General features: G+C 48.5%; 19 protein-coding genes, 1 tRNA gene and 1 pseudogene. 6 read left to right on the top strand and 15 right to left on the bottom strand.

Features of this window, described 5'->3' with window-relative positions; all coding sequences use genetic code 11:
* Positions 1 to 45: 45 nt before the first annotated feature.
* From M0L20_RS02705 to M0L20_RS02660, 10 genes are all read right to left on the bottom strand, one after another.
* Positions 46 to 2,637: a cellulose binding domain-containing protein gene (locus M0L20_RS02705; RefSeq protein ID WP_248475539.1), complete on the bottom strand. Its 2,592-nt coding sequence runs from the start codon at positions 2,635 to 2,637 to the stop codon at positions 46 to 48.
* Between the two features lie 417 nt (positions 2,638 to 3,054).
* Entirely contained in the window at positions 3,055 to 4,296 is a 1,242-nt protein-coding gene (locus tag M0L20_RS02700) for a phage integrase SAM-like domain-containing protein (protein ID WP_248475538.1), read from the bottom strand.
* Entirely contained in the window at positions 4,289 to 4,579 is a 291-nt protein-coding gene (locus M0L20_RS02695; protein WP_248475537.1) for a hypothetical protein, read from the bottom strand. Before M0L20_RS02695 ends, M0L20_RS02700 begins: the two co-directional genes overlap by 8 nt.
* Before the next feature lie 59 nt (positions 4,580 to 4,638).
* Complete coding sequence (locus M0L20_RS02690; RefSeq protein WP_248475536.1) at positions 4,639 to 5,010, bottom strand: LytTR family DNA-binding domain-containing protein; 372 nt, start codon at positions 5,008 to 5,010, stop codon at positions 4,639 to 4,641.
* Positions 5,007 to 5,699 (bottom strand): antA/AntB antirepressor family protein, encoded by a 693-nt coding sequence (locus tag M0L20_RS02685; protein ID WP_248475535.1) that lies wholly within the window; start codon positions 5,697 to 5,699, stop codon positions 5,007 to 5,009. The genes M0L20_RS02690 and M0L20_RS02685 overlap by 4 nt, the downstream gene beginning before the upstream one ends.
* A gap of 2 nt (positions 5,700 to 5,701) precedes the next feature.
* The gene (locus M0L20_RS02680; protein WP_248475534.1) at positions 5,702 to 6,136 is read right to left on the bottom strand and encodes a hypothetical protein; all 435 of its coding nucleotides are present in this window, start codon (positions 6,134 to 6,136) and stop codon (positions 5,702 to 5,704) included.
* A gap of 116 nt (positions 6,137 to 6,252) precedes the next feature.
* Entirely contained in the window at positions 6,253 to 8,118 is a 1,866-nt protein-coding gene (locus M0L20_RS02675) for a DnaB-like helicase C-terminal domain-containing protein (RefSeq protein ID WP_248475532.1), read from the bottom strand.
* A gap of 12 nt (positions 8,119 to 8,130) precedes the next feature.
* Positions 8,131 to 8,565, bottom strand: a complete 435-nt coding sequence (locus tag M0L20_RS02670; protein ID WP_248475529.1) for a hypothetical protein — start codon at positions 8,563 to 8,565, stop codon at positions 8,131 to 8,133.
* Positions 8,496 to 8,960, bottom strand: coding sequence for a hypothetical protein (locus M0L20_RS02665; RefSeq protein ID WP_248475527.1), 465 nt, complete (start codon positions 8,958 to 8,960; stop codon positions 8,496 to 8,498). The genes M0L20_RS02670 and M0L20_RS02665 overlap by 70 nt, the downstream gene beginning before the upstream one ends.
* Before the next feature lie 85 nt (positions 8,961 to 9,045).
* Positions 9,046 to 9,213 carry a hypothetical protein gene (locus M0L20_RS02660; RefSeq protein WP_248475525.1) on the bottom strand — a complete coding sequence of 56 codons (168 nt, stop codon included), beginning with the start codon at positions 9,211 to 9,213 and terminating at the stop codon, positions 9,046 to 9,048.
* Positions 9,214 to 9,386: 173 nt separating this feature from the next.
* On the opposite strand from M0L20_RS02660, the gene M0L20_RS02655 reads away from it, so the two are divergent.
* The 5 genes and pseudogenes from M0L20_RS02655 to M0L20_RS30470 all read left to right on the top strand — a co-directional run.
* Positions 9,387 to 9,545 carry a hypothetical protein gene (locus tag M0L20_RS02655; RefSeq protein WP_248475520.1) on the top strand — a complete coding sequence of 53 codons (159 nt, stop codon included), beginning with the start codon at positions 9,387 to 9,389 and terminating at the stop codon, positions 9,543 to 9,545.
* Between the two features lie 304 nt (positions 9,546 to 9,849).
* Positions 9,850 to 10,536, top strand: coding sequence for a S24 family peptidase (locus M0L20_RS02650; RefSeq protein ID WP_248475519.1), 687 nt, complete (start codon positions 9,850 to 9,852; stop codon positions 10,534 to 10,536).
* A gap of 425 nt (positions 10,537 to 10,961) precedes the next feature.
* A tRNA-Ser gene (locus tag M0L20_RS02645) sits at positions 10,962 to 11,048 on the top strand.
* Positions 11,049 to 11,322: 274 nt separating this feature from the next.
* Positions 11,323 to 12,585 carry a phage integrase SAM-like domain-containing protein gene (locus M0L20_RS02640; protein WP_248475513.1) on the top strand — a complete coding sequence of 421 codons (1,263 nt, stop codon included), beginning with the start codon at positions 11,323 to 11,325 and terminating at the stop codon, positions 12,583 to 12,585.
* A 247-nt stretch (positions 12,586 to 12,832) separates the two neighbouring features.
* Positions 12,833 to 13,003, top strand: a pseudogene (locus tag M0L20_RS30470) (IS982 family transposase); the annotation flags it as partial.
* Positions 13,004 to 13,032: 29 nt separating this feature from the next.
* On the opposite strand, the gene M0L20_RS02635 reads toward M0L20_RS30470, so the two are convergent.
* From M0L20_RS02635 to M0L20_RS02615, 5 genes are all read right to left on the bottom strand, one after another.
* Complete coding sequence (locus tag M0L20_RS02635) at positions 13,033 to 13,359, bottom strand: hypothetical protein (protein ID WP_248475511.1); 327 nt, start codon at positions 13,357 to 13,359, stop codon at positions 13,033 to 13,035.
* 114 nt (positions 13,360 to 13,473) lie between these two features.
* On the bottom strand, positions 13,474 to 13,965 hold the full coding sequence (locus M0L20_RS02630; RefSeq protein ID WP_248475509.1) for a hypothetical protein: 492 nt from the start codon (positions 13,963 to 13,965) through the stop codon (positions 13,474 to 13,476).
* Positions 13,950 to 15,029 (bottom strand): hypothetical protein, encoded by a 1,080-nt coding sequence (locus M0L20_RS02625; protein ID WP_248475507.1) that lies wholly within the window; start codon positions 15,027 to 15,029, stop codon positions 13,950 to 13,952. The genes M0L20_RS02630 and M0L20_RS02625 overlap by 16 nt, the downstream gene beginning before the upstream one ends.
* A gap of 120 nt (positions 15,030 to 15,149) precedes the next feature.
* Positions 15,150 to 15,938: a hypothetical protein gene (locus tag M0L20_RS02620; RefSeq protein ID WP_248475506.1), complete on the bottom strand. Its 789-nt coding sequence runs from the start codon at positions 15,936 to 15,938 to the stop codon at positions 15,150 to 15,152.
* A 669-nt stretch (positions 15,939 to 16,607) separates the two neighbouring features.
* On the bottom strand, positions 16,608 to 16,997 hold the full coding sequence (locus M0L20_RS02615; RefSeq protein ID WP_248475503.1) for a LytR/AlgR family response regulator transcription factor: 390 nt from the start codon (positions 16,995 to 16,997) through the stop codon (positions 16,608 to 16,610).
* A gap of 1,055 nt (positions 16,998 to 18,052) precedes the next feature.
* On the opposite strand from M0L20_RS02615, the gene M0L20_RS02610 reads away from it, so the two are divergent.
* Positions 18,053 to 18,415 (top strand): hypothetical protein, encoded by a 363-nt coding sequence (locus tag M0L20_RS02610; protein ID WP_232559267.1) that lies wholly within the window; start codon positions 18,053 to 18,055, stop codon positions 18,413 to 18,415.
* The last annotated feature ends 1,203 nt before the right edge of the window (positions 18,416 to 19,618 follow it).

The following is a 19,618-nucleotide window of genomic DNA, read 5'->3' as shown; positions in this document are numbered from 1 at the left end:
CAGTGAAGATCCGGGCCTTGTTAGTTGAGGGTGTGTGTAGAAAAGTTAAGGTCGCAATAGCTTGATCTGCTGGCGCTGGGTAGCCGTGTTCACATCCAAGAGAAGAATGCCTTGTGCACTCCCCAAGGGTAGACTCACTCGTTCGACCGAACCAGCCTCTTTAATGCTCTGGCCATGGAGCGTCTTGCCTTGTAGATCGACCAACTTCAGTTGTACGGTTTGACCATTTACCCCGCTAATCTCTACTTCAGCCGACTGACCCACTACGGGGTTGCCCAACACCTTCACCGATAACGACTCGGCCCGTTCATCAAAACCCACCCGGTATGGTGCACCCGGTGGAGGAGTGCCAAAGATGAGCCGGTTATTGAGCAGCACCGTGATGCGATTGTTCAGCCCCAGACCGCTGTAGTTAGGCGCATAGGAGTAGTCGTTACTTTGATCAAAAAGCCCGTTGTCTGATCGCACAATCCGTAGATCGATGGCCCCCAAGCTACTGCCTGGATTGAGCGTCAGGGGGCCACCGGTAAAGCGCAACTCAACGTAGCTGTCAGCTCCGCCGACTGGTGCTGGTAATTTAATTATCCGAGCCCCTACGTTAGCCGCCCCGATGTCAGCGTAATCGACATACACGTTCGCTGGTTGGTTGTTGTCGGAGGTAAAGTAGTAGCGTAGTCGGAAATCAGGGACCGATAGAGCTACGTTCCCTGTGTTGCGGAGTTCCAGCCGGGGCTGCACCTGATAGGTAGTGATTCCCTCCTTGGGTGCTGAATAGACCTGCACCGCCGTCTGCGAGTTGACAGAAGTAGGCTCCTGACCATAGAAGATAGTGCCGTTCTGATAGGCGGTGACGCGGGGGTTGAGCGTATAGCTGCCGTTGGTGCTGTAGGAGTAGTCGTCGCCCTGGAAGAAGTTACTGTAGTCCTGCTTACTGGCCTGTACTTCCAGCGGTCCCGAATCCCCGTTTGGTGCCAGACTACCCGCCCCGGCGCTGAAGCTATACTCGATGTAGCCCATGGCCCCCTGACGCGGAGTCGCCAGTGGTACGTAGCGTAGGTTGAGGTTATTTTGCCCAATGGCTACAAAGTTCTTCTGGAAGATCAGACCTACATTATCCTCAGTCGTCAGCCAATAGCGCAAGGTGACGTTAGCGTAGGGGATGGGGGTCGTACCCGCATTTTGCAGCAGCAGATAGGGCTTGAGCGTGTTAGTGTTCAAGAGCCCGTTATCCGGATCGCGCGAGAGCACTTTGAGCGTGGGCGCAACGACCGTGACCGTGGCGGTACCGATGGAACTGGCACAACCGTTCTGATTGCTGGTACAGGTAGCCGTAAAGCTCTGCGTACCCAGATTAGCCGTTGAGACCGCCAACGTGGTGCTGGTGCCTCCGTTCCAGTTGATGGTACCGTCCTGGCAACCCGAAACACCCAAAATTACATTGCCCGTATTCTGTGAAATAGTCAGACTCGATACACCAGCGGGATAAGGCCCGCCCGACTGGGTAGCAATGACGGGAGCCGCTGGCGCGATGGTGTTACTGGTAACGTTCGTTGTGGCCGTGGCCGAGCAGCCACCGGGCACGGTTACTGTGACGCTATAGGGACCCGAGTTGGTCACCGTAGCCGTAGCGCTACTGGTTGAGCTGGCGACCGCTCCCGGACTATAGGTGTAGGTAGCACCGGTCGGTCCACCCGTTGTGGTTAGGGTAACGATGGTCTTGGCGCAGGTCAGGGGGCCATCGTTCGTGAGGCTGGCGGAGAAAGGAGAGCAAGGGGGAGCTTGATAGGTAATCGTTACCAAGCCATTGCCAGAATTACCTTCTGTTGCGCCACTGCGGGCAAACAACCGCTCCCCGGCCGTGAATGACCCACCCCCACCGCCGTTCGAATCACCACCCCCACCGCCACCTGAATAGCCGCCACCACCGCCGGTATAGTCGTCAAAGGACCCACCGCCCCCCCCAAAACCACCGCTACTGGAATTACTACCTCCCTGCCCGCCGTTAATGAATGATCGCCCTCCAGCGTTAGGATATGCGACAGATCCTCCACCGTTTCCAATGAAACCGCCACCGCCACCACCAGTAAGCCGGGAGGAATTTCTGGCAGCGTCACCACCAAGTCCCCCCGTTCCTCCGGACACTGAACCCGAGCCCCCATCGGAGCCTGTTTGTCCGTGCTTGGCTCCTACCTCCGAAGGATACCGAGAAGCTCCCCCTCCTCCTCCAGCGATGACTAAGGGAGTGGCCAATGTACTGCTGCTGGGTGATGCTACTACAAACGAGCCCCCACCGCCAGCTGAGCGTCCGCCAATACTCTGACCCACCAGAATACTTAAGGATTGACCTGGGGTGACGTCCACCCGGGCAGCCACGATCGCTCCTTTGCCTGCAGTAACTACTCGATTAATTACGTCACCACCCGCCGCACCTCTAGCTTCAATGGTCAGCGAAGTCACGCCGGTAGGCACCTGCCAAGTTTCAATCTGGCCGGTGTAGGAAAAGCTCTGGGTAGTGGTCACCGAGCCGGAGTTCTGAGCCTGAACGCTCATGGCTACACTGCCGCCTAGTAGCAGTGTTAGTCCCCATTGCCAGCGAGCCGTTAGTCGCCGGGCTTTAGTAGTAAATTGTGTTTTCATACGCGTTAGTGCAGGGGGTTAGTGATCCTGCTCGCCAAAAAATAATTGGTAAAATGTAAGGATATACAACCGCCTGATGCGGGTCAGCACCCGCTTGCGTTGCGAGGCAAAAGTAGACCAGAGCCAAGCTAACGGACGATAACAAATCGCCCAATCACTATAACAATTCTCCCAAATAGGGGCAAAACGGACATTTCTTTAGCCTATCGATGTCTTAATCGATCTAATTATGCCAGTACACTAAGTAAAGTTTTACTTTAAGTAAGGCATTTATAAGACATAGCTTGGCGAAACTATATTCAACAAATTAAGCGCCCGACTTAAACACGAGTCGGGCACTTAGTCTAATTACTAGGGTAGCAAGGCCTCTACAAACTATACACAGGCTTGTAGGCAGTACGCTGAGGCTTCACTTCGTTACGACGCTTTGACAATATGCTTGAACGGCACTCGGTCAATTTCCCGACGCATCAAGTCCGTTGGAAACTCAGCCAACAACCGTTTGGGTCTGGTCTTCCGGTACGGCGTCAGCTCCTTGGCGTTCTTCTGACCCATCGCGACGATGGTAGCCTCCTCCGATAAACCCACTTCGTTGATACACCAGTCAGCAAATGTCTTACGGGCCGTGTGTGAGGTGATCCGCTTGTCGATGCCTACCGAGAACATGATTTGACGAAGCAACGGATTGTAGTCATCAAGTGCGGGTAAGGGCAGGTTGATACCCTTGTACTTATCCATCAAGTCCCAAACCCGCTCCGTAACCGGAATACAGTACTCCGTTCCCGTTTTTAATCGATACCCCACTAAGCAGTGTTTCCCTTCGACGAGTTGCAGGTTTTTAGCTGACAGGGCTTTCATATCCTGATAAGCCAAACCTGTGTAGCAAGCGAACTCGAAACAGTCAGCAACCTCCCGCATTTGGGGTAGTAAGACCGCTTCCCGCAAAGTGGCTAGCTCTTCCTGGGTCACACATTCCAGATTTGGCGTTTTGTCAACTCTGATCCGAATGTTCATCAATGGATTCTTGTGAATCAATTCGCTTTCAGCGGCCCACAACAAAAGCGTTTTGACGACCTGACAGCTTTTGTCGGCGTTGCGGTCCGAGTTACCCCGCTGGGTGATTAAGTACGTCCGGTAGCGTTTGAGCGTTCCCGGTGTAAAGTCAACGGCGGGTAGATCTGACGCGTTTTCGGACTCTAAGAACAATAACAGCGGACGGGTTTTGAATCGATAGGTGTCTACCGTCGATGCTTTGGTTTTTAGGGCTATTCGCTCTTCCAAAAACTTATCAATGAGTGCCGGAAAAGTTAGTAGCATCCGCTGACCGTGTTTAACCACGCCCTTTAAACCGTTGGCGGTCATTTTCTGATCAAAGCTTTCGTGTTGGGCGTAGACCTTCTGGAGCTTCTGTTCACAATCAGATATTGCCTTGTTCAACAGCGTTGCGTGTGGGCTTTGGGGTTTTACTTTCGATTTGCGCTTGTCCCAGTGGTCCCGCTGAATCATCACCGACTTAGGCAAACTCGAATCGGCTACCGACGTAACGGTTCCGAGCGTGATGCGTTTACCGTTGACCGTTACCCGCACATTGACCGAACCAAGTGTAGGCTCCGTAGTGGACTTCCGCAGGTAGAAGTTAATGAACAACGAATTATACATGAGCCTGTCCTCCTTTCTGCGCATCAACCAGCTTTAAAATAATGGCACTAAAGAAATCGTCCAGGCACTTGTAATGATCGCAAGATCGCGTACCGATTTCGCCACGTTCGACGTAGGCCAAAAACCAGTTTCTTACTTCTTCCCGCGTATCGTTCATCATGGGCAGGTGGTTCATCATATCCACTAAGCACGAGTCGTCCCGAGTCAGGGTAAGCTTACTGTTGACAACTAGTTGCAATGGCGCGTTTTGGGGCGTTTCGTTGGTATTGGCTGGGGTGTTCATTGCATTCATAAGTTAGATGGTGAAGCTGAACCGGTTTGGTCAGCGGGAGAGAGTGATTTTTAGTGCAGGAAGCTAAGCGGGTCGAGCTTGGCACAGATAGCGGCTCGTTGTCGACGCGCCACGGGTACGCTATAGCCTGTGGTTAGCCGAAGCAGAGCTTTGGAACGAACCGATTCCACCGTGCCGGCAACGTAGTACGGATTGATCAGGTGCGACTTGTGCACCCGCCAGAAAGTAGGTAGCTGCTTGGCCAGTGCCGACAGATTCTTGGCCAGCAAGTGCGGTTTACCGTCGTTGGTATAAACGATGGCGTAGCTACCACGCCCTTCTACCCGTACGATCAGAGGAGAGTCCGTAGCCGGATTTATCGCTACCGGTGTTGCAGGACTGACACCTTGGCCAGCCCCACTACGATACGCCAGCGCTCTCATTCCTCTTCGTAGGTAAGTTCAGCACTGGCAATAGCGTACACCTTATCCATGTAGCCTTTTCTATCGACCACATCCAACCAGCTTTCCCGCTCGGAGCGTTTATGAGCGCGGATGTTGATCTTGTAGAGGTAGTACAAGCGGTCATACACCTTACGCCAGACTTCCTGCTGACCCACGCTTTTGGCCCGGCAATAAGCGTTAACTAACCGTTGTACTTTGATGCGAGTCGTTTCTTCGGGTAAGGCTTCGGTACTACGCGGTATGTCAAGCAGCGAACGAGCGGCCTGTTGCTGAGAATCGATCATTTGCTTAAGCTGCTGTTCTAAGTCAGCGATGCGTTGGTCGTGATCGACGAGGAGGCTACTAGGCAAAGCGGGCGCTCGTTTGTGGAGCCGCTTTTCGCAATCGATGAAGTATTGGCGAGCTTGTTTGCCCTTCTGCGTCCGTTCAACCATCGATAGCTCTTTGGCCGTGTCGAGCGTTAGGGCGTACTCAATCATTCGTCCACCGTTTTCACTATTTTGTGAAACCGATATGTAGTCTTGGCCTTCGACGAATTCATATTGGCGTATCCGGTTTTTGATCCAGTCGGCAAACTGTCTTCTGTTACCTAGAAAGCGGTGTAGTTCACGGGCTGAGACGACAAGCGAGCCTTGCCCACCGGTCGTAATGGCGATTAGCTCCTTCATGATTAGCGGCTGTAGGTCTTGAAGTACTCATTGTGGCGCTTGTCGTCCTGCTCTTCCCATTCCTGATAGGATTGGCGGTACTCCTCGGGTTCAGCCGTTTGGCAGTAGGCTTGATAGTTGGCTCGTGCTGCTGTTTCAAGCGCCGATACCAGTTCAAGCGAGTAGCCTTCCAGTAGCTCCAGCTCCAGCAGGTCTTCAACCGTTGATGAATGATCGTCGGCGCTGTAACTCTGCAAGAGATTACGCAGGACGTTTTGCTTGTAATGGCTAATGGCCCGGTAGACCAGCATGGCTCCCGCTTCCTGATTGCCGTGGCGAACGACCAGCGGAAGCACTAGCGAGTAATTGGTTCTTGGGATGACACCTGGAAATGCGGGTGTTGCTTCGGTTTGGGATGTAGAATCCCTACCAGGCGCATCGTGTGGTTGCGTACTCATCGGATTGAATTGGTTAGGTTGGCCGTACGAGGCCAGGTTAAATTGATAGTCGATTGGAGGTATTAAGCTTCAGGCAGGGGCGCTTAGAAGCGGAAAAGGTCATAGCGGTGTTCTCGCTAGAAGGGGACGTCTTCTTTGTCTAAGGGGTCTTGGAAGCTGTTCGAACCGGTTGGCTTTAGCGTCTCGGACTGACTGGCTTCGGCTGATGGTGGTTCAACGGGCGCAGAAGCTTCTAAGTCCATAGCTAATTGAACCTGGCGCTTTTGCTGAAACTCGATCTCGGTTTGCCACATCGGATTGCCCTCCTCGGCGTAACGGCCCGTGTGGGCGTCGAACTTGAAGGTCTGTGAACCCAACTGACCGTTGAAGAAAAACTTAACCTTCTGCACGTGTACGTCCGCTGTGTTGGTTTCGTAATTACGGTAAACGCACAACCCGTTGTAGGTCTTATTGAAGAAGTTTGACGAACCGGCGATATCGTACAGTGTCGGCACGTAGTAATTGCCCTTCTCGTCCTTGCGCATTTTTGTCGGGTGAGCCACTAGAAACACGTGAACGTCATTCAGGCGGGCAAAGCGGGTGATCTTGCCCATCACTTCACTGACGTACTCGGTTTCGCTCTGGAAGGCTTGCCGCTTGGATTCGATGCAGTTGTAAGGGTCAATGATCAATAGGTCAATGCCTTTTCGTAAAACCAGTTCACGGCCCTTGTCTAAAATGCCATCGATGGTTAGGTCGACCGTGTCAATGTCGATAAAAAAGAAGTGGTCGTTGACGAAGTTGAGCGCTGCGTTACGCTGGGCCGCATTCATCATCGCGTTCTTATCCGTGCGGTAGTAGGGCAGGCCGGTGTACTTCTGGCAAAGCTTGATAACCTTGATGAACGACGGCTCTTCGTAAGAGAACACCCCCACCTTCCAGCCGTGACGGGAGGCTAGTCGAATGGCGATCTGATCGGTGAACTCGCCTTTGCCGTGGGCAGGGATACCCGTAACGGTGGTAACCTCCCCGCGTCGAAAACGAAGTAAGTGGTCGAACCCTTCGTAACCAATGGCGTCGGACTTTGGCCAGCCATTAAGGGCAATGTCTTCCAATTCGGCCCGCAGGTCGTCGACTAGCAGAACCGATTCCAGGGGAGGGGCAACCGCCGATTGCCACAACGTACGGACCGCTTCGATCCCGTGTTTGAGCAGCACTTCATTGGCATCTTTACAATCCGCAGGATACTCAATGACCCAACACCGGTGTTTGCCGAAGCGCCGGATCAGCTCGTTTTTCAAGAATTCCCCGGCCTGATCCCCATCCACGGCAATAATGATCTTTTGCATCTTTTCGAGGGCCGACCAACAGTTGTCGAGGTATTCCAGCTTGGCGCTACCCTTGCTGGCTCCGTTGGGTACCGACACGGCGCCATAGTGTCCCGACTGGTAGAAGGTCATCGCATCGATCTCCCCCTCGCAGATCAGACAGGTGGTGCGGTCTTTCAACGAGTCCAGGTTGTACAGCACCAGCTCGGCATCTTTGGTCAGCCGAAAGCACTTGAGTTTGTCGCGATACTTGACGTTGACCTTTTCGCCGTCGCGGAAGTAGTTAAAGTTGATGCAGCTGCGCTTCCCCGCAGGATGGCCATCGCGTTCGGGCATCCATTCTTTGGACTCACTGACGCGGAAGTATTGCAGGGTCTCGGGATCGATGCCGCGCTGTTCTTTAAACCAGCGAACCGTATTGTCATTGAGGGGCAGTTCAAGGGGTTCGGGCTTGGCGTACTTCTTACGATCCTGCCGTATTTCCTCGTCAGTTTTATCGGTGACGTAGCCGTGCCAGGAGCAGTAGTGACAGTTGTACAAGCCTCGGGTAAGGTCAACCGATAAAGATTTATCAGATTTATTTTTACGCTGGTGAATGCACATGGGGCATTTGACTTTTTGATTTCGGCTACCGTGCAGTTTGACATCAATGCCGAGTTCGTCGTAGGTTGCCATGGTGATAGTTGGTTAGACGATTAGTTTTTTCTGAGGTGCCTGGGCACTTTCAGTCGACTTGCTTCGAGAGATCCAATTGCGAGCCGCGGCATTCCAGTCTTTCGTGGGACTTTTGCCGACCATCCAACCCTTGGAGGTGTAGAAGTAGAACATCTCATCGGCCATCAGCTTGGTACCGCCCTTGTCCAGCACAAAAGCCGTTAGGGTTGGCAGGTCGGGTTTGATCATTTGACCTTTGCCGTTCAGACGAACGCTGGTGTCAGGCGTAGTCGGTTCGGGTGGCGGATCGAGCGGTAGCGGCTCAATCGGTGGCGGGTCGGTGGGCAGTGCCGTTGGTAGTGGCTCCTGCGCTTGTGAGTCGGTGGTTGTTGACTCCTCTAAAATTTTTTTACGCCCCCTATATATATATATAGTTTTTTTAGTTTTATTAATTTTAGTTGTTTGCATTTCATTTGCATCGCTTTTGCAGAAATGCAATTGCATTTTTGCAATTGCATTTCTGCAAAAGCGCCCTCTTCATTTGCATCGCTTTTGCAGTGCTTTTGCAGAAATGCAAAAGCGATTCTAACCTTGGTACCCTGCCCTTTGGTCTTCATCAGCACTTCGATCAACCCCCACTTGACTAAATCTTCGATGGCATTAGCCAGCGTATGTTGTGAGCCGATAAACGCCATTCGCATGGTGTAGTCGACGGGCAGATCAAGAATCTCACGACCGCTGCGATTGCGCAACTCACAGATCCAGGTATACAGACTCAGATGATGGGCCTTACACGCTATTTGCATGGCTTCGTTGCTTTCAACCTCGTCGTAAAAGGCTTTGGTGAGTTGGTATCCGTTCATTGGCTGCGGATTGAGTCGTAGAGGGCTGATTGGGGGCGTTTGGCGGGCTCATTGGTTCCGATTAGGCAAAGGGGTAGCGGCCTGGCTAAAAAGCCGGGTTGAGGCAGATCCATTGATTGTTGGGAGGAGAGGTTAGCTGTTGAGCAGCGCCTAACTGGCTAGGGCAGCTTGGCGATTTCTGGGCGCTTCCGGCGCGTTCGTGGCAGACGGAGTAAAGCCAATTCTTTGTGGTGCTGTTTTGCTTTTTTGCCACTCATGGTTACTTCCTTTGTTTAGCTCTCATTTTGTCAATGTACAGGTCGCGATCGGCGAAGAATTCAGCCATTAGCCGATCAATTCGCATTTGCCTGTTGTTAAGCTTAGCAAACTTCTTTGGAGGTGAGGGAGTAGCCTTGGGTTCATCCTGTCCACCCCGAACAATTTTGAATGGGTGGATCGTCATGCCTTTATGGGTTTTGGCTTCCAACCTTCCATCCATTCGCATTCTTGCTCGGTGGCAACCGCATCACCATTGCGCTTCTTTCGAAAGGTGTCTTCATGGATGCGGTGAAAGGTCGCAAACTCTTGTCGGGCGAATTTTCGTAAACTGGGTGACACCCGTTCATATGCTCGTTTTAACCGTTCACTCAAAGACACTTCTGTTTGCATAGTTGTTACTTGCTCTGTGTTCATATCGTGCTAAATTTGTGCAGTTATTGTGCTGTAAATATTGCTCAATCTGCACAATTGTGCAAGTTATTGGGCAAAAATATTTGCCCTTTTGTGCAGATATTTGATAACTAGTTGATTATCAATGTATATTGACGCCTATAAGGTCCAACGCTTATACAAGACAAAGGGGTTTACACAAGAGTCGTTTGCTGACGCCGTAGGAATCAGTAGAAGGACTATGAACACTATTCTTTCGAGTGGTCAGGTCAAGAAGGAAAAGGATCTAAAAGGCATGGCTGCTGCCTTAGGTGTTGTAGTAGAAGACCTCCTTGATTTAGATAGTAAGTCTGGAGCAAGCCAGTATATAAGTAAGTCCGGCGAAGACGCAATAATGATTGATCTGGTTGATGAAACCGAGTCAACGAAGAACCAAGCAGGTAACGAGTTTTGGGATTTAGATAATGGTATGGTTTTAATGACAATGCCATTGGTGCCCGAATATGCTTACGCTAGTTATCCGCACGGCTGGAAAGATCCTGAATACATCACTGAGCTACCCAAGTACAATATTGTTCTGCCGAAAAATGAGAAGGGCACCTTTAGGGCTTTTGAGGTAAGAGGTGATAGTATGGATGACAATAGCCGAAACGCCATTTGTCACGGTGATGTAGCTATCGGTCGATTTGTTGACCCTGTTTTATGGAGGGATAAATTATATCTTAATGGCGGCACTGATTTTGTCATTGTTACTCATGATGGATTAATAATAAAGCGCATCATTCAGCACGACACAAAAGCCGGCATCATTACTTGTGCCTCGGTCAACCCAGACAAAAGCGAATACCCTGACTTCCAAGTAAAACTATCCGAGGTATACGAACTCTATTTTATTCGAAAAATTGACCGAGACTGGAACCGTAAATAAATCAGTCAAACGATGAAACGGCTTTTAGTCTATTGCTCGATTCTACTTCTTCGCTTCGAATGTAACCCCATAGGTCCAAAAAAGTGCTATACCTGCGAAATCAGCTATTACGATACTTCGACCGGGAAAGCGATCAGTAAAAAGAAGGAAGACTTTTGCGTTGACCTTAAGGAATACGAAGAGTACCGCAATAAAAATAAAACAAATACCTCGCCCGTAGAATCGTCGGTGTTCCTTACACAGAAGAAATAAACCGCATAACGGCACATATACTGCACAGTACTTGCACAATCACTGCTCATTCGCTTACTTTGCACCCGCAATACAGTCCAATATCGGAGACACTTAGTGAGACAAAACGCCTTGAAAAACGCTAAAACTCAAAAAGTAACGTCCTCAAAATCAGATATTTGGAACGATATAATAGAGAGGTGTCCGAGTGGTTGAAGGAGCACGCCTGGAAAGTGTGTATGCGGGCAACCGTATCGAGGGTTCGAATCCCTTCCTCTCTGCAAAGTAACTGTTTAAGACCAAGAGTGCCCGCTACGTAGCCCGTTGCGGGCTTTTTTTGTGCCTGATCCCCAGAATATAGCCTCCTGCCCCGCGTTTTATGCGGCCTTTCTGGGCATTAGTGGCAACTCTAGTGACACCCAAAAAAACCTATTGGTACCCCGCTATGTAACCATAAAGTCAATTTAATATGAAAACGGTACTATATGGTAATCAATGGGTTCCTGTCTCTCTACAATGTACCGTACACCCTGCTCACCAAAATCGTGAGTAGTTATGTTTCTCGTAAAAATGGACGTTTCATTCTGGAGACGGAAAAGCAAAAAAGGTGGTAAGTGTACCTTGTATTGTCGGGTAACGGTAGCCGGTCAGCAAATGGATATCTGCTCGACGGGGCTTGAGATCTGGAAAGAGCACTGGGATAGCGACCGGGTCACCAGGGCAGATCCCGAAGCCCAGTTCAAGAATGAATTTCTTGATATTATGCGCAATGATGTCCGGGCTGCTTACACAACGCTGTATCGAAGCAAAGAGAAAATTACGGCTGCGAAACTGAAACGGGCTTATCTTGACAAAACCCTGACTGGAGCCGCTCCCATACTGACCGCCTTTGAGTTGTACATGGCTGATAGCCGCAAGGATCAGGAGCGTGATCTTTGCAAGGAAACACTGAATGTCTGCGATAATGTGCGAAAAAAGCTCACTAATTTTCTGATCAATGAGAAAGCGACGGACCTATTGCTCGAAGACTTCGACATTACTTGGGTGAAGAAGTTCCGTCGGTGGATGAAATCTATTCCCCTCGATGGCGGCAAAGTTGGCCACGCTGATAGCTACATTATTAAGCAGACCCAGACCATCAAAAACGTTCTGATCTGGGCGAAACTCAATAAACTTTCTGATACGAATCCCCTGGAAGGGTTACGCATCAAGGGTCCCGAGTGGGACGATCCCGTCTATCTTACTGAAGAAGAATTTCAGAAAGTTCGAGAGCATAAGTTCGACAACAAAATTCTTCAGCAGACAGCAGATGTATTTGTGATCCTGTGCCGGTCGGGCGTCCACTACGGCGACCTGGTTGATCTGGTTCGAAAGCACCGGAAAGCCATCAAAAAAGGACTTGATGGTAAGCCTTGGATCGTCAAAGACCGGATCAAGACCGAAGTAAAAATTCAGGTACCCATTTTTGAGGAGGTTAACCAGATTGTTGATAAGTACGGCGGTTGGGAAAAGCTACCGATCAAGTCCCCTCAGCGCTTCAACGACCATTTGAAAATGGTAGCGGCAAAACTGGGTTTGCACGAAGAGTTATCGAGCAAAGCCGGTAGGAAAACCTTTACGGACTGGTGTTTCAATACGCTGCTGTTGAGCACTGATGCTGTAAAGGTCCTGCTGGGCCGAAAGTCCGCGAAAGGGCTCGAAGTGTATGGTAAGCCTGATGAGCGACGCGTAGCCGCAGAGATGAAAAAGAGTAAGGCTCTTAACAAGCGCAAAAGGAAGTCACCGGGCGATAACAAGGGTGGCAATAAGTCAGCCTAGATAAACTGAAATAGCCCGGCTCATGCGGGGCTATTTCGTGTATATACATTAAAGTATTCGCCTGATGATTCTGATTGATGCGTGGTGATGTGATGAGCTGTTCACATACGAAAATAGTAGCCTAAAAACGGTAGATTCATGGTCAAACTTATGTATCGTCTACTCATGCGTAATGCTCAAAAATAGACCTTGATGCTTGAGAGGGCATTTGGAGGTTTTATCTTATTAACAATATTTCCGGTAGCGCGATTACTATCTTTATTTCAAGAAACGGGCATTGATTGAGTCAGTGAATGACATTTTGATGAGTGTGCAGGATATTGATTATAGCCGTCATCGGTCACCCGTTAATGCACTAGGAAATACGTTGGCAGGCTGGGTGTGGTATCGTAAAAATGATACCACACCTTGTATTTAGGTGAAACCTGTTACAATCTAATGCCGAGTTCACACAAAGTTAGCTTGGGCATCCTCCCGACTCTGAATCAGGTTGCTCAACTGACACAAGAGTTGGCTATAGAACACCGCCGATGCGGTGGCCAGCGATATCTGGCTTGAACAGTTGTCCGATACCCCATTCGAGACGGCCCCACTATTAGCCACCAGCCGACCACCGCCCACCTGAGCTGCGATGGGTAAACGATGGCTGCCGGTACAGGGCGTACCATTGGCCAAATAACAGGTGTAACTGTAGCTCAGCTGGCTGGTCTGGCTCAGGTTCAGCACCGCCGGAGCGGTCAGCGTCTGGCTCCCCGCTGCGGTTACCCACGCCACCTGGCCCTCCGGACACCAGTACGAATACAGCAGCTCGCCCGGCCTAATGAGCCTGGAGATCGGTGTTGCGGGTTAAATCAGATAGCAGGCTGGGATACTTAGATCTCAATTGCTCTACTTGACTTGTTCTACCTTGGTATCCTCCAAATGGAGCAGGTCAGGCACTTCGGTGTTGAGGGGTTTAAGGGAAGGAATGTACCAGTGGACAAAAGTTGGCTTTTTACCACCATTCCAGTGTTCCCTCAATAAAAACGCATCAGGCACTTCTTCTTCCAGCTTAAATGGAGTCCAGTTGTGTGTATATTGCTCGATTTGGCGATCATACGTCAGAAAATAAATATTTATATTTTCACGGATGGTATCGGCAATGTTGGCAGCTACATTTGGTAAAAAGTCTCTGTATTGACTGGGCCTGCCTTTGCTTACATTTTTTACCCCTACGTAGAGGAACCCGTAGCCATCCATAGTGCGCCCCTTTCTCATCATAATGATATCGGTGCTGTCCAGTTCTTTAGCGAACAGAGAACCCCGATAGAGCCACAACAATGTCGAAAGCAAAAGCAACGATAGCATCATCGCTCGGGATGAGATTAGTTGGCGGGCCATACACGTTTCATTTTTACAATATAGGTTAGGTAATCCGTAAAAGGAGGGTAACCGTACTGGTGCTGTAGAATCCACTGCGACAACACCCCGCCCCGATAGTTGAAGCGAAGGTAGTTGATCTGACCCAGCCCGTTATTACGCTCTAATAAATCGGGTGATGGTAAATCTAAATCTTTAGTGTAGTCACTTTCACTCACCCCGAAGGTATCCAAATACCGAATAATAACAGTGGACTCGTAGCCCCGCTCGGTGGGCGTCAGGATGGGGGTCATACTTTTGACTCGGACATCAATACCTTGCGTGCCCCCAATCGTAAACAGGCCTAGCCGTTCGGCATCACCCACACCCGGTGCTCCATTCAGTGTGATGGCATCTGTAGCCCCAAAGGAGGGAAACACGTTTGTCTTACACACATCCGCGAACCATCGGTTATCCAAAACCTTGGCAGGCCAAATATTGGCAGGGACGAAATCTTTTTGATAGATAGTGGGGTCGCTGTCCTCAGGCTTGGCCAGATTGCCAATCTTACGAAAGAACAGCGCGTCCACTATTTTAATCATATTATTGATGCGTCGATTCCCCACATCAGTATCGTTGTAAATGGCATCGGCAATCCCTTGGGTCTGAAAGTAGTCGGTCGCACTCTTCTGATAGAAATGGTTGAGTAGTTGAGCTGCGACGGTCTCATATAGGCTTCTATTGGAACCCGTATACATGCTACTTTCTCCCAATGCCCGGCTCTCATAGCCTTGTATTTTCTTCAGAAAGAAGGCTTTCAAGAAGTTCTCGCTCAGATTACCCAGCGAGCCATCCTGCACCAGAGTGGGGAAATTAAGGGGTTTGCCCTGTAACTGACTGATGCCATTTTGGATGGAAATAGGCAATACATACACATTGGAAAGGTACTCGATATAAGCGGGTTGATTCGACAGATTCCAGACCGTACTAATCTCCCGAAAATAAACTTGACCATGTGCCCCGATGGGTAGGGCATTTACCCCAGACTGCCGGTCTTCAGCGATATTTACTGATTCTCGCCGGTCAACTTGGGCAATTTTTTCCATAGTGCTATTGATTTTATTTTTGTCCGAAGTCTGGACCGAGACAACAATGACACGCGGGTCACTTTGAATGGTCTGCCCCACTGTCTGATATCTAGCCCCAAAGACAGCGGTTATGCGGCTCTATATTTTCGTAAACAAGCTGTTAATAGTGCTGTTAAAGACCTCATCGTCGATCATAGCACTCCCATTAGCAGATGCCAGTAACTGAGCTGCCTGCTGGCAATTGTGAGCCAGTAAGGCATTGATGACGGTAGTGAGGTCAGTCGAGAACACGACTGCTGTGCCACTCAACTGCTGTTTCAAGCTACTCAACACGGTTTGAGCATCGTCTGTGGTTTGAATCAGATTGCTCAAACTACAGAGAAGCTGGCTGTAGAACACCGCCGACGCGGTGGCCAGCGATATCTGGCTTGAACAGTTGTCCGATACCCCTTTCGAGACGGCCTCACTAGTAGCCGCTAGCCGACCACCGCCGGTCTGAGACGCGATGGGTAACGTGTAACTGCTTTTGCAGACCTGGCCATTGCTCAGGGTACACTCATAGTTGAAGGACTTGGCTGAGGTGAAAGGGCCAACTGTCAGTTGAGTCAGCTTGCGGTTGCCGTCGTACCAGACTACGTTGCCTGGACACCAGTCCGTGTAGAGCACATAATAATTGCCCGTATTCTCATCCCCTGGGCTACGGGCAATGTTCTTAATACCCCCTTTTTCAATACCCACAAACTGATTGCAGGGATCAGGGATGTTAGCAGGGTCCGAGTTACCTCCTGCCCAAGTACCGGGGGAGAAAATGAGACTTTGACTCTCAGCGCTACCCACATAAAACTGGCAAGGAACCGACTGGCCTTTAACCACACAGGATACATTATAATCGTCACTTTGACCAATAGGCCCAGCTGTCGTTTGCAAATCTGCCGGTCGTTGTACTACAATGCGGCTTCGATCTCTCCCAGCGGTATATTCTGCAAACGGCTTGCCTGTCTGTTTAACTAACCAGGTAATTGGATAACTCACATCGCAAAAAGATGCATTCAACTCAACCTGTTGGGTATTGTTTCTGGGGTTTACCACGAATCCAGATGGCCGGTCACAGTCAGGTTGTTTGATACCCACCACTTGGGTCTTACTACTTCCGTTACTACAAGAAACTATGTAGGTTGTGGCTTGAGCTTGTACTACCTTCAGGCTAGAGCCCCTACCGACTACAGTACCGTTCATCGACCAAGTGTATTCCCCCGGCTGGCAGGTGCTAGTAAAACAGCCGGAAGCCCGCAGCATAGCCGGAAAACCCAAACTTCTTAGCAAAACGTATTTCACTGCACATGGTATGAATGAGCCATACCCTTAAAGACGGGGGGCGTTTCGTTTCCAACTAGCTGAAAATGAAAGTAGTGTCATTTTGCTTATAATATTATCACGATTCGATAAATTGGCCACGATCGGAGGGAAGAACGCACTTTACTGATTTAATAATGCTGAGGAGCCAGATGTAGGCATGTTAGCTCATAATAGGCATAAGCTCGGTTTATCGCAGTAGCTGTACGTAGTATAAAATAGTACTAAGTTGTGCGCTATCGGTCACTCTTTTTTAATGAGTGGAATGCCTATTAACTGCCGACGCAAAGATACGAGCTTACGACGCGAAACAGGCAGACTTAATCCTGACTTTAAGTGAGCAACAGCTCCGTCTAATCCTACTTCTATTTGAAGTATAAATTGCCGATTAACCAGATAGCGCCGATGGATGCGAACAAAATCAGCAAGTGGTAACTGGTTGACAAATACCTTAAGGGTATGGGGAGAAAGGGTTGGGGCACTGTCCGCCCAACGCAACCAAGTATAGTTAGCAATAGCCTCCAGATAGACCAAATTGTCGGTAGTTACCCAATGAGACCCTTTTGCTTTCGTATAGATGCGAAGCAGTGAAGGGTTAGGCAAGTCGTCGGAACTTTTGAAGGCTACAGACATTACGTGATGAAAAGCAGGGCTAATAGTATTTTCAAGAGAAAACACCGGACTACGCTAATCCGGCGCTTTACCAGTTCTCTTTAACAAGATAGTAGCGGTGGAAGCTGTAGTTGCTTGACAAGCCGCTGTGTTGCCTGCATGACTGATTTACTGCGTCGGTTACGCGCCTGAACGCTGCGTATATAAGCTGCCAACTGTTCTCTAAACAGATGAAGGTTGGCATCATTATTGGAGGGCAGGGGTTTATTCATCGTGGGCAAAGGTACAAGCTACTTTTGCCGAACATTACGGGTATACGCCCGTTTCGTTCCGGGGAAAACCCCCTATTTACGTGTAAGCCCTAATGGATACTTCTAGAAAGCAATAGCCTTATCTGTTAATACATTTTGTTTCTCATCCAGATGACGGGTCGCTGGTCGTAGTGATCTTCTAAAATAGGCCCGCACACAAGAACATGATAGAGCAACACTGACAGGCTGTTGATGAATAACGATCAAATCGGAAACTAAACAGGATAAAGCGTAACCATGATACACTTACGGGTATCATGGTTACGCTTTATCCGTTAAATGGCTGTATTAGAGACTAGTTACCGCAGTCTATAAAGAGGTTTGTTCATCGTCTATAAGTCCAAGCACTATACATTTGGGCTTACTTGTCTCTACACCCTTCTGCCCAATGAACAGAGGTACTTGGAAGACTAGTTTTCAACTAAGGCTATTCTTGGACTCTTCATCAAATTGGCCAAGGGCTACCCGATAAAGTTTATGTATTTGTTCGAGCAAATAGGAGATCGCCAATAGTGAGCCCAGTGAGCGCATATTTAATCAATGAAATACTATAAAAGCTGAGCTAACTAGCAGTCAGTAAGCAGATAGATATGAAAAATTATACAGATTATTACTAAGCTAAAGATCCCTGATCCGGGTATCAGCGTAAGTACCTTACTACAAGGTGAGCTTGTATGAATTGCCGTAATGGATGTTGTTATTTGCTATTGAGTGAGTATTAATACATCTTTTGTTGAAGAGAGACTATCTACCCGGAAAAACTTAATGACTAAGCGCATTAACAAAGCTACTGATTACTCTACCAGTCAGCCCCTTTCAGGGGTACTTGGCGATTGGATGGAAGCCATCAATCAACTTCGTCATTGGAACACATTACTACAAAAAGCTATTGACGAGCAGACAGATTTTCATTCTCGTAGTGATTTAGTAGATGATGAGAATAGGGTCCAACTGATCGAGCTTGTTCAACTTAAAAATAAAATCGTTTCCGGATTAGACGAGTTGAGAAAGGATTTGGTGACTACCGAAGAAGAAACAAGCATTGCCCAGCAAGCACTGATGATAATTGAGGATACACAAACCGTACTTCAATGGTGCCTCGACATTAAAAAGCGGCTTAATCTTTAGAGTTATTGAGAATGAAATTTGTTAATATTAGGTATTATTAAGTAACTTAATGATTCTCTATTTCGTTATGTAGTCAGATTGTTTACTCTGATAAGTTGTAAGAGATATTATGCTCTCATTAAGTAACGCATTAGAACGCTATGCATTCAGTTATGCGGCAAAATTCATTCATCTAATCGATCCAGATGAGCAGTTACAGCTTATCCGGTTGATTAGTCAATTGGACACCAAGTGTCCTGTGAATAATGGGTTAGTCCAACTGAATCATGACTTAGCTAAACAAGTGTCAGGATCTTGTTTAAGCGAACTACAGCAGGAATGGAAAGAAGCACTGAACAAGCCAAGCTAGTAGATTATCTTACGTAACCGACAACGGTTCAAATGCGCAACTCTGTTTGTTGAATCGCTTGTTTTCTACTATCAGATGTACAATAGAAAAAGCCTGACTTAGTTCGAGTCAGGCTTTTTTTGTGTAGTCAAGATCTAAGAATCCTAACCGAACGTATATATGTAAAGTTCGTTGTGACAGGCTGTAATAAGTAAGCAAGCCCCGCAAAGTAGAGCTTGCCTAAGTGCAATACGCTTTATCCAATTATTAGTACGTTAAAAGTAACACTGTATTTGTGGTTTTTGAAGAATCATTTACTAATCGGTATGAGTACGTTCTGTTCTCATTCACATGTCCAATTTATACCTCTTAGTAAATAAGTTTACATAAATTAAGATAGGCTAAACAATATGTTATTGGTAAAGTTTTATATGGTAGCCTGCAAGGAAAGTGCGCTTTATCCAATTTTTAATTAAGAAAGTCGTCTCGGACAGCAACGGCGTCTACTGATTGTCTGCGATTGAATGAACCAAGAATGCCCGGCCAAGATATCTTGACCGGGCGTTTTAGCATTCATCGTATCCTTTTTTGTAAGTAGCCCTTAGTAGTGCTCTTTAGATAGCATTGTCTGTAAATATCACATCACTTCTTCACTGACTTAACGCTAATTGCTGAAATACAATTCGAAGCTATTTCGAACTGACAGACAATCAGTAACCCAGTAGAGTCGTATTAGCAGTTTCAATCACAAACGGATGGTTTGTGCTTACATCAGTCTATACAGCAGGCCAAGCCTGTGACCTACTCGATAAAAAAGCTATACATAGTAGAGCTTACCTGTATGTTAGTCAGTGTACCCGTGGGTAAATAAGTAT

It is taken from the genome of Spirosoma liriopis (assembly GCF_023196085.1).
GTDB lineage: Bacteria > Bacteroidota > Bacteroidia > Cytophagales > Spirosomataceae > Spirosoma > Spirosoma oryzicola.
The sequence above is the reverse complement of the archived record's forward strand: the minus strand, read 5'-3'. Positions and strand labels throughout refer to the sequence as shown.

Coding starts and splice junctions, on each gene's coding strand:
- M0L20_RS02705 (WP_248475539.1), bottom strand. CDS start 2,637: ATGAAAACACAATTTACTACTAAAGCCCGGCGACTAACGGCTCGCTGG.
- M0L20_RS02700 (WP_248475538.1), bottom strand. CDS start 4,296: ATGTATAATTCGTTGTTCATTAACTTCTACCTGCGGAAGTCCACTACG.
- M0L20_RS02695 (WP_248475537.1), bottom strand. CDS start 4,579: ATGAACACCCCAGCCAATACCAACGAAACGCCCCAAAACGCGCCATTG.
- M0L20_RS02690 (WP_248475536.1), bottom strand. CDS start 5,010: ATGAGAGCGCTGGCGTATCGTAGTGGGGCTGGCCAAGGTGTCAGTCCT.
- M0L20_RS02685 (WP_248475535.1), bottom strand. CDS start 5,699: ATGAAGGAGCTAATCGCCATTACGACCGGTGGGCAAGGCTCGCTTGTC.
- M0L20_RS02680 (WP_248475534.1), bottom strand. CDS start 6,136: ATGAGTACGCAACCACACGATGCGCCTGGTAGGGATTCTACATCCCAA.
- M0L20_RS02675 (WP_248475532.1), bottom strand. CDS start 8,118: ATGGCAACCTACGACGAACTCGGCATTGATGTCAAACTGCACGGTAGC.
- M0L20_RS02670 (WP_248475529.1), bottom strand. CDS start 8,565: ATGCAAACAACTAAAATTAATAAAACTAAAAAAACTATATATATATAT.
- M0L20_RS02665 (WP_248475527.1), bottom strand. CDS start 8,960: ATGAACGGATACCAACTCACCAAAGCCTTTTACGACGAGGTTGAAAGC.
- M0L20_RS02655 (WP_248475520.1), top strand. CDS start 9,387: ATGGGTGGATCGTCATGCCTTTATGGGTTTTGGCTTCCAACCTTCCAT.
- M0L20_RS02650 (WP_248475519.1), top strand. CDS start 9,850: ATGAACACTATTCTTTCGAGTGGTCAGGTCAAGAAGGAAAAGGATCTA.
- M0L20_RS02640 (WP_248475513.1), top strand. CDS start 11,323: ATGTTTCTCGTAAAAATGGACGTTTCATTCTGGAGACGGAAAAGCAAA.
- M0L20_RS02630 (WP_248475509.1), bottom strand. CDS start 13,965: ATGGCCCGCCAACTAATCTCATCCCGAGCGATGATGCTATCGTTGCTT.
- M0L20_RS02625 (WP_248475507.1), bottom strand. CDS start 15,029: ATGGAAAAAATTGCCCAAGTTGACCGGCGAGAATCAGTAAATATCGCT.
- M0L20_RS02615 (WP_248475503.1), bottom strand. CDS start 16,997: ATGTCTGTAGCCTTCAAAAGTTCCGACGACTTGCCTAACCCTTCACTG.
- M0L20_RS02610 (WP_232559267.1), top strand. CDS start 18,053: ATGACTAAGCGCATTAACAAAGCTACTGATTACTCTACCAGTCAGCCC.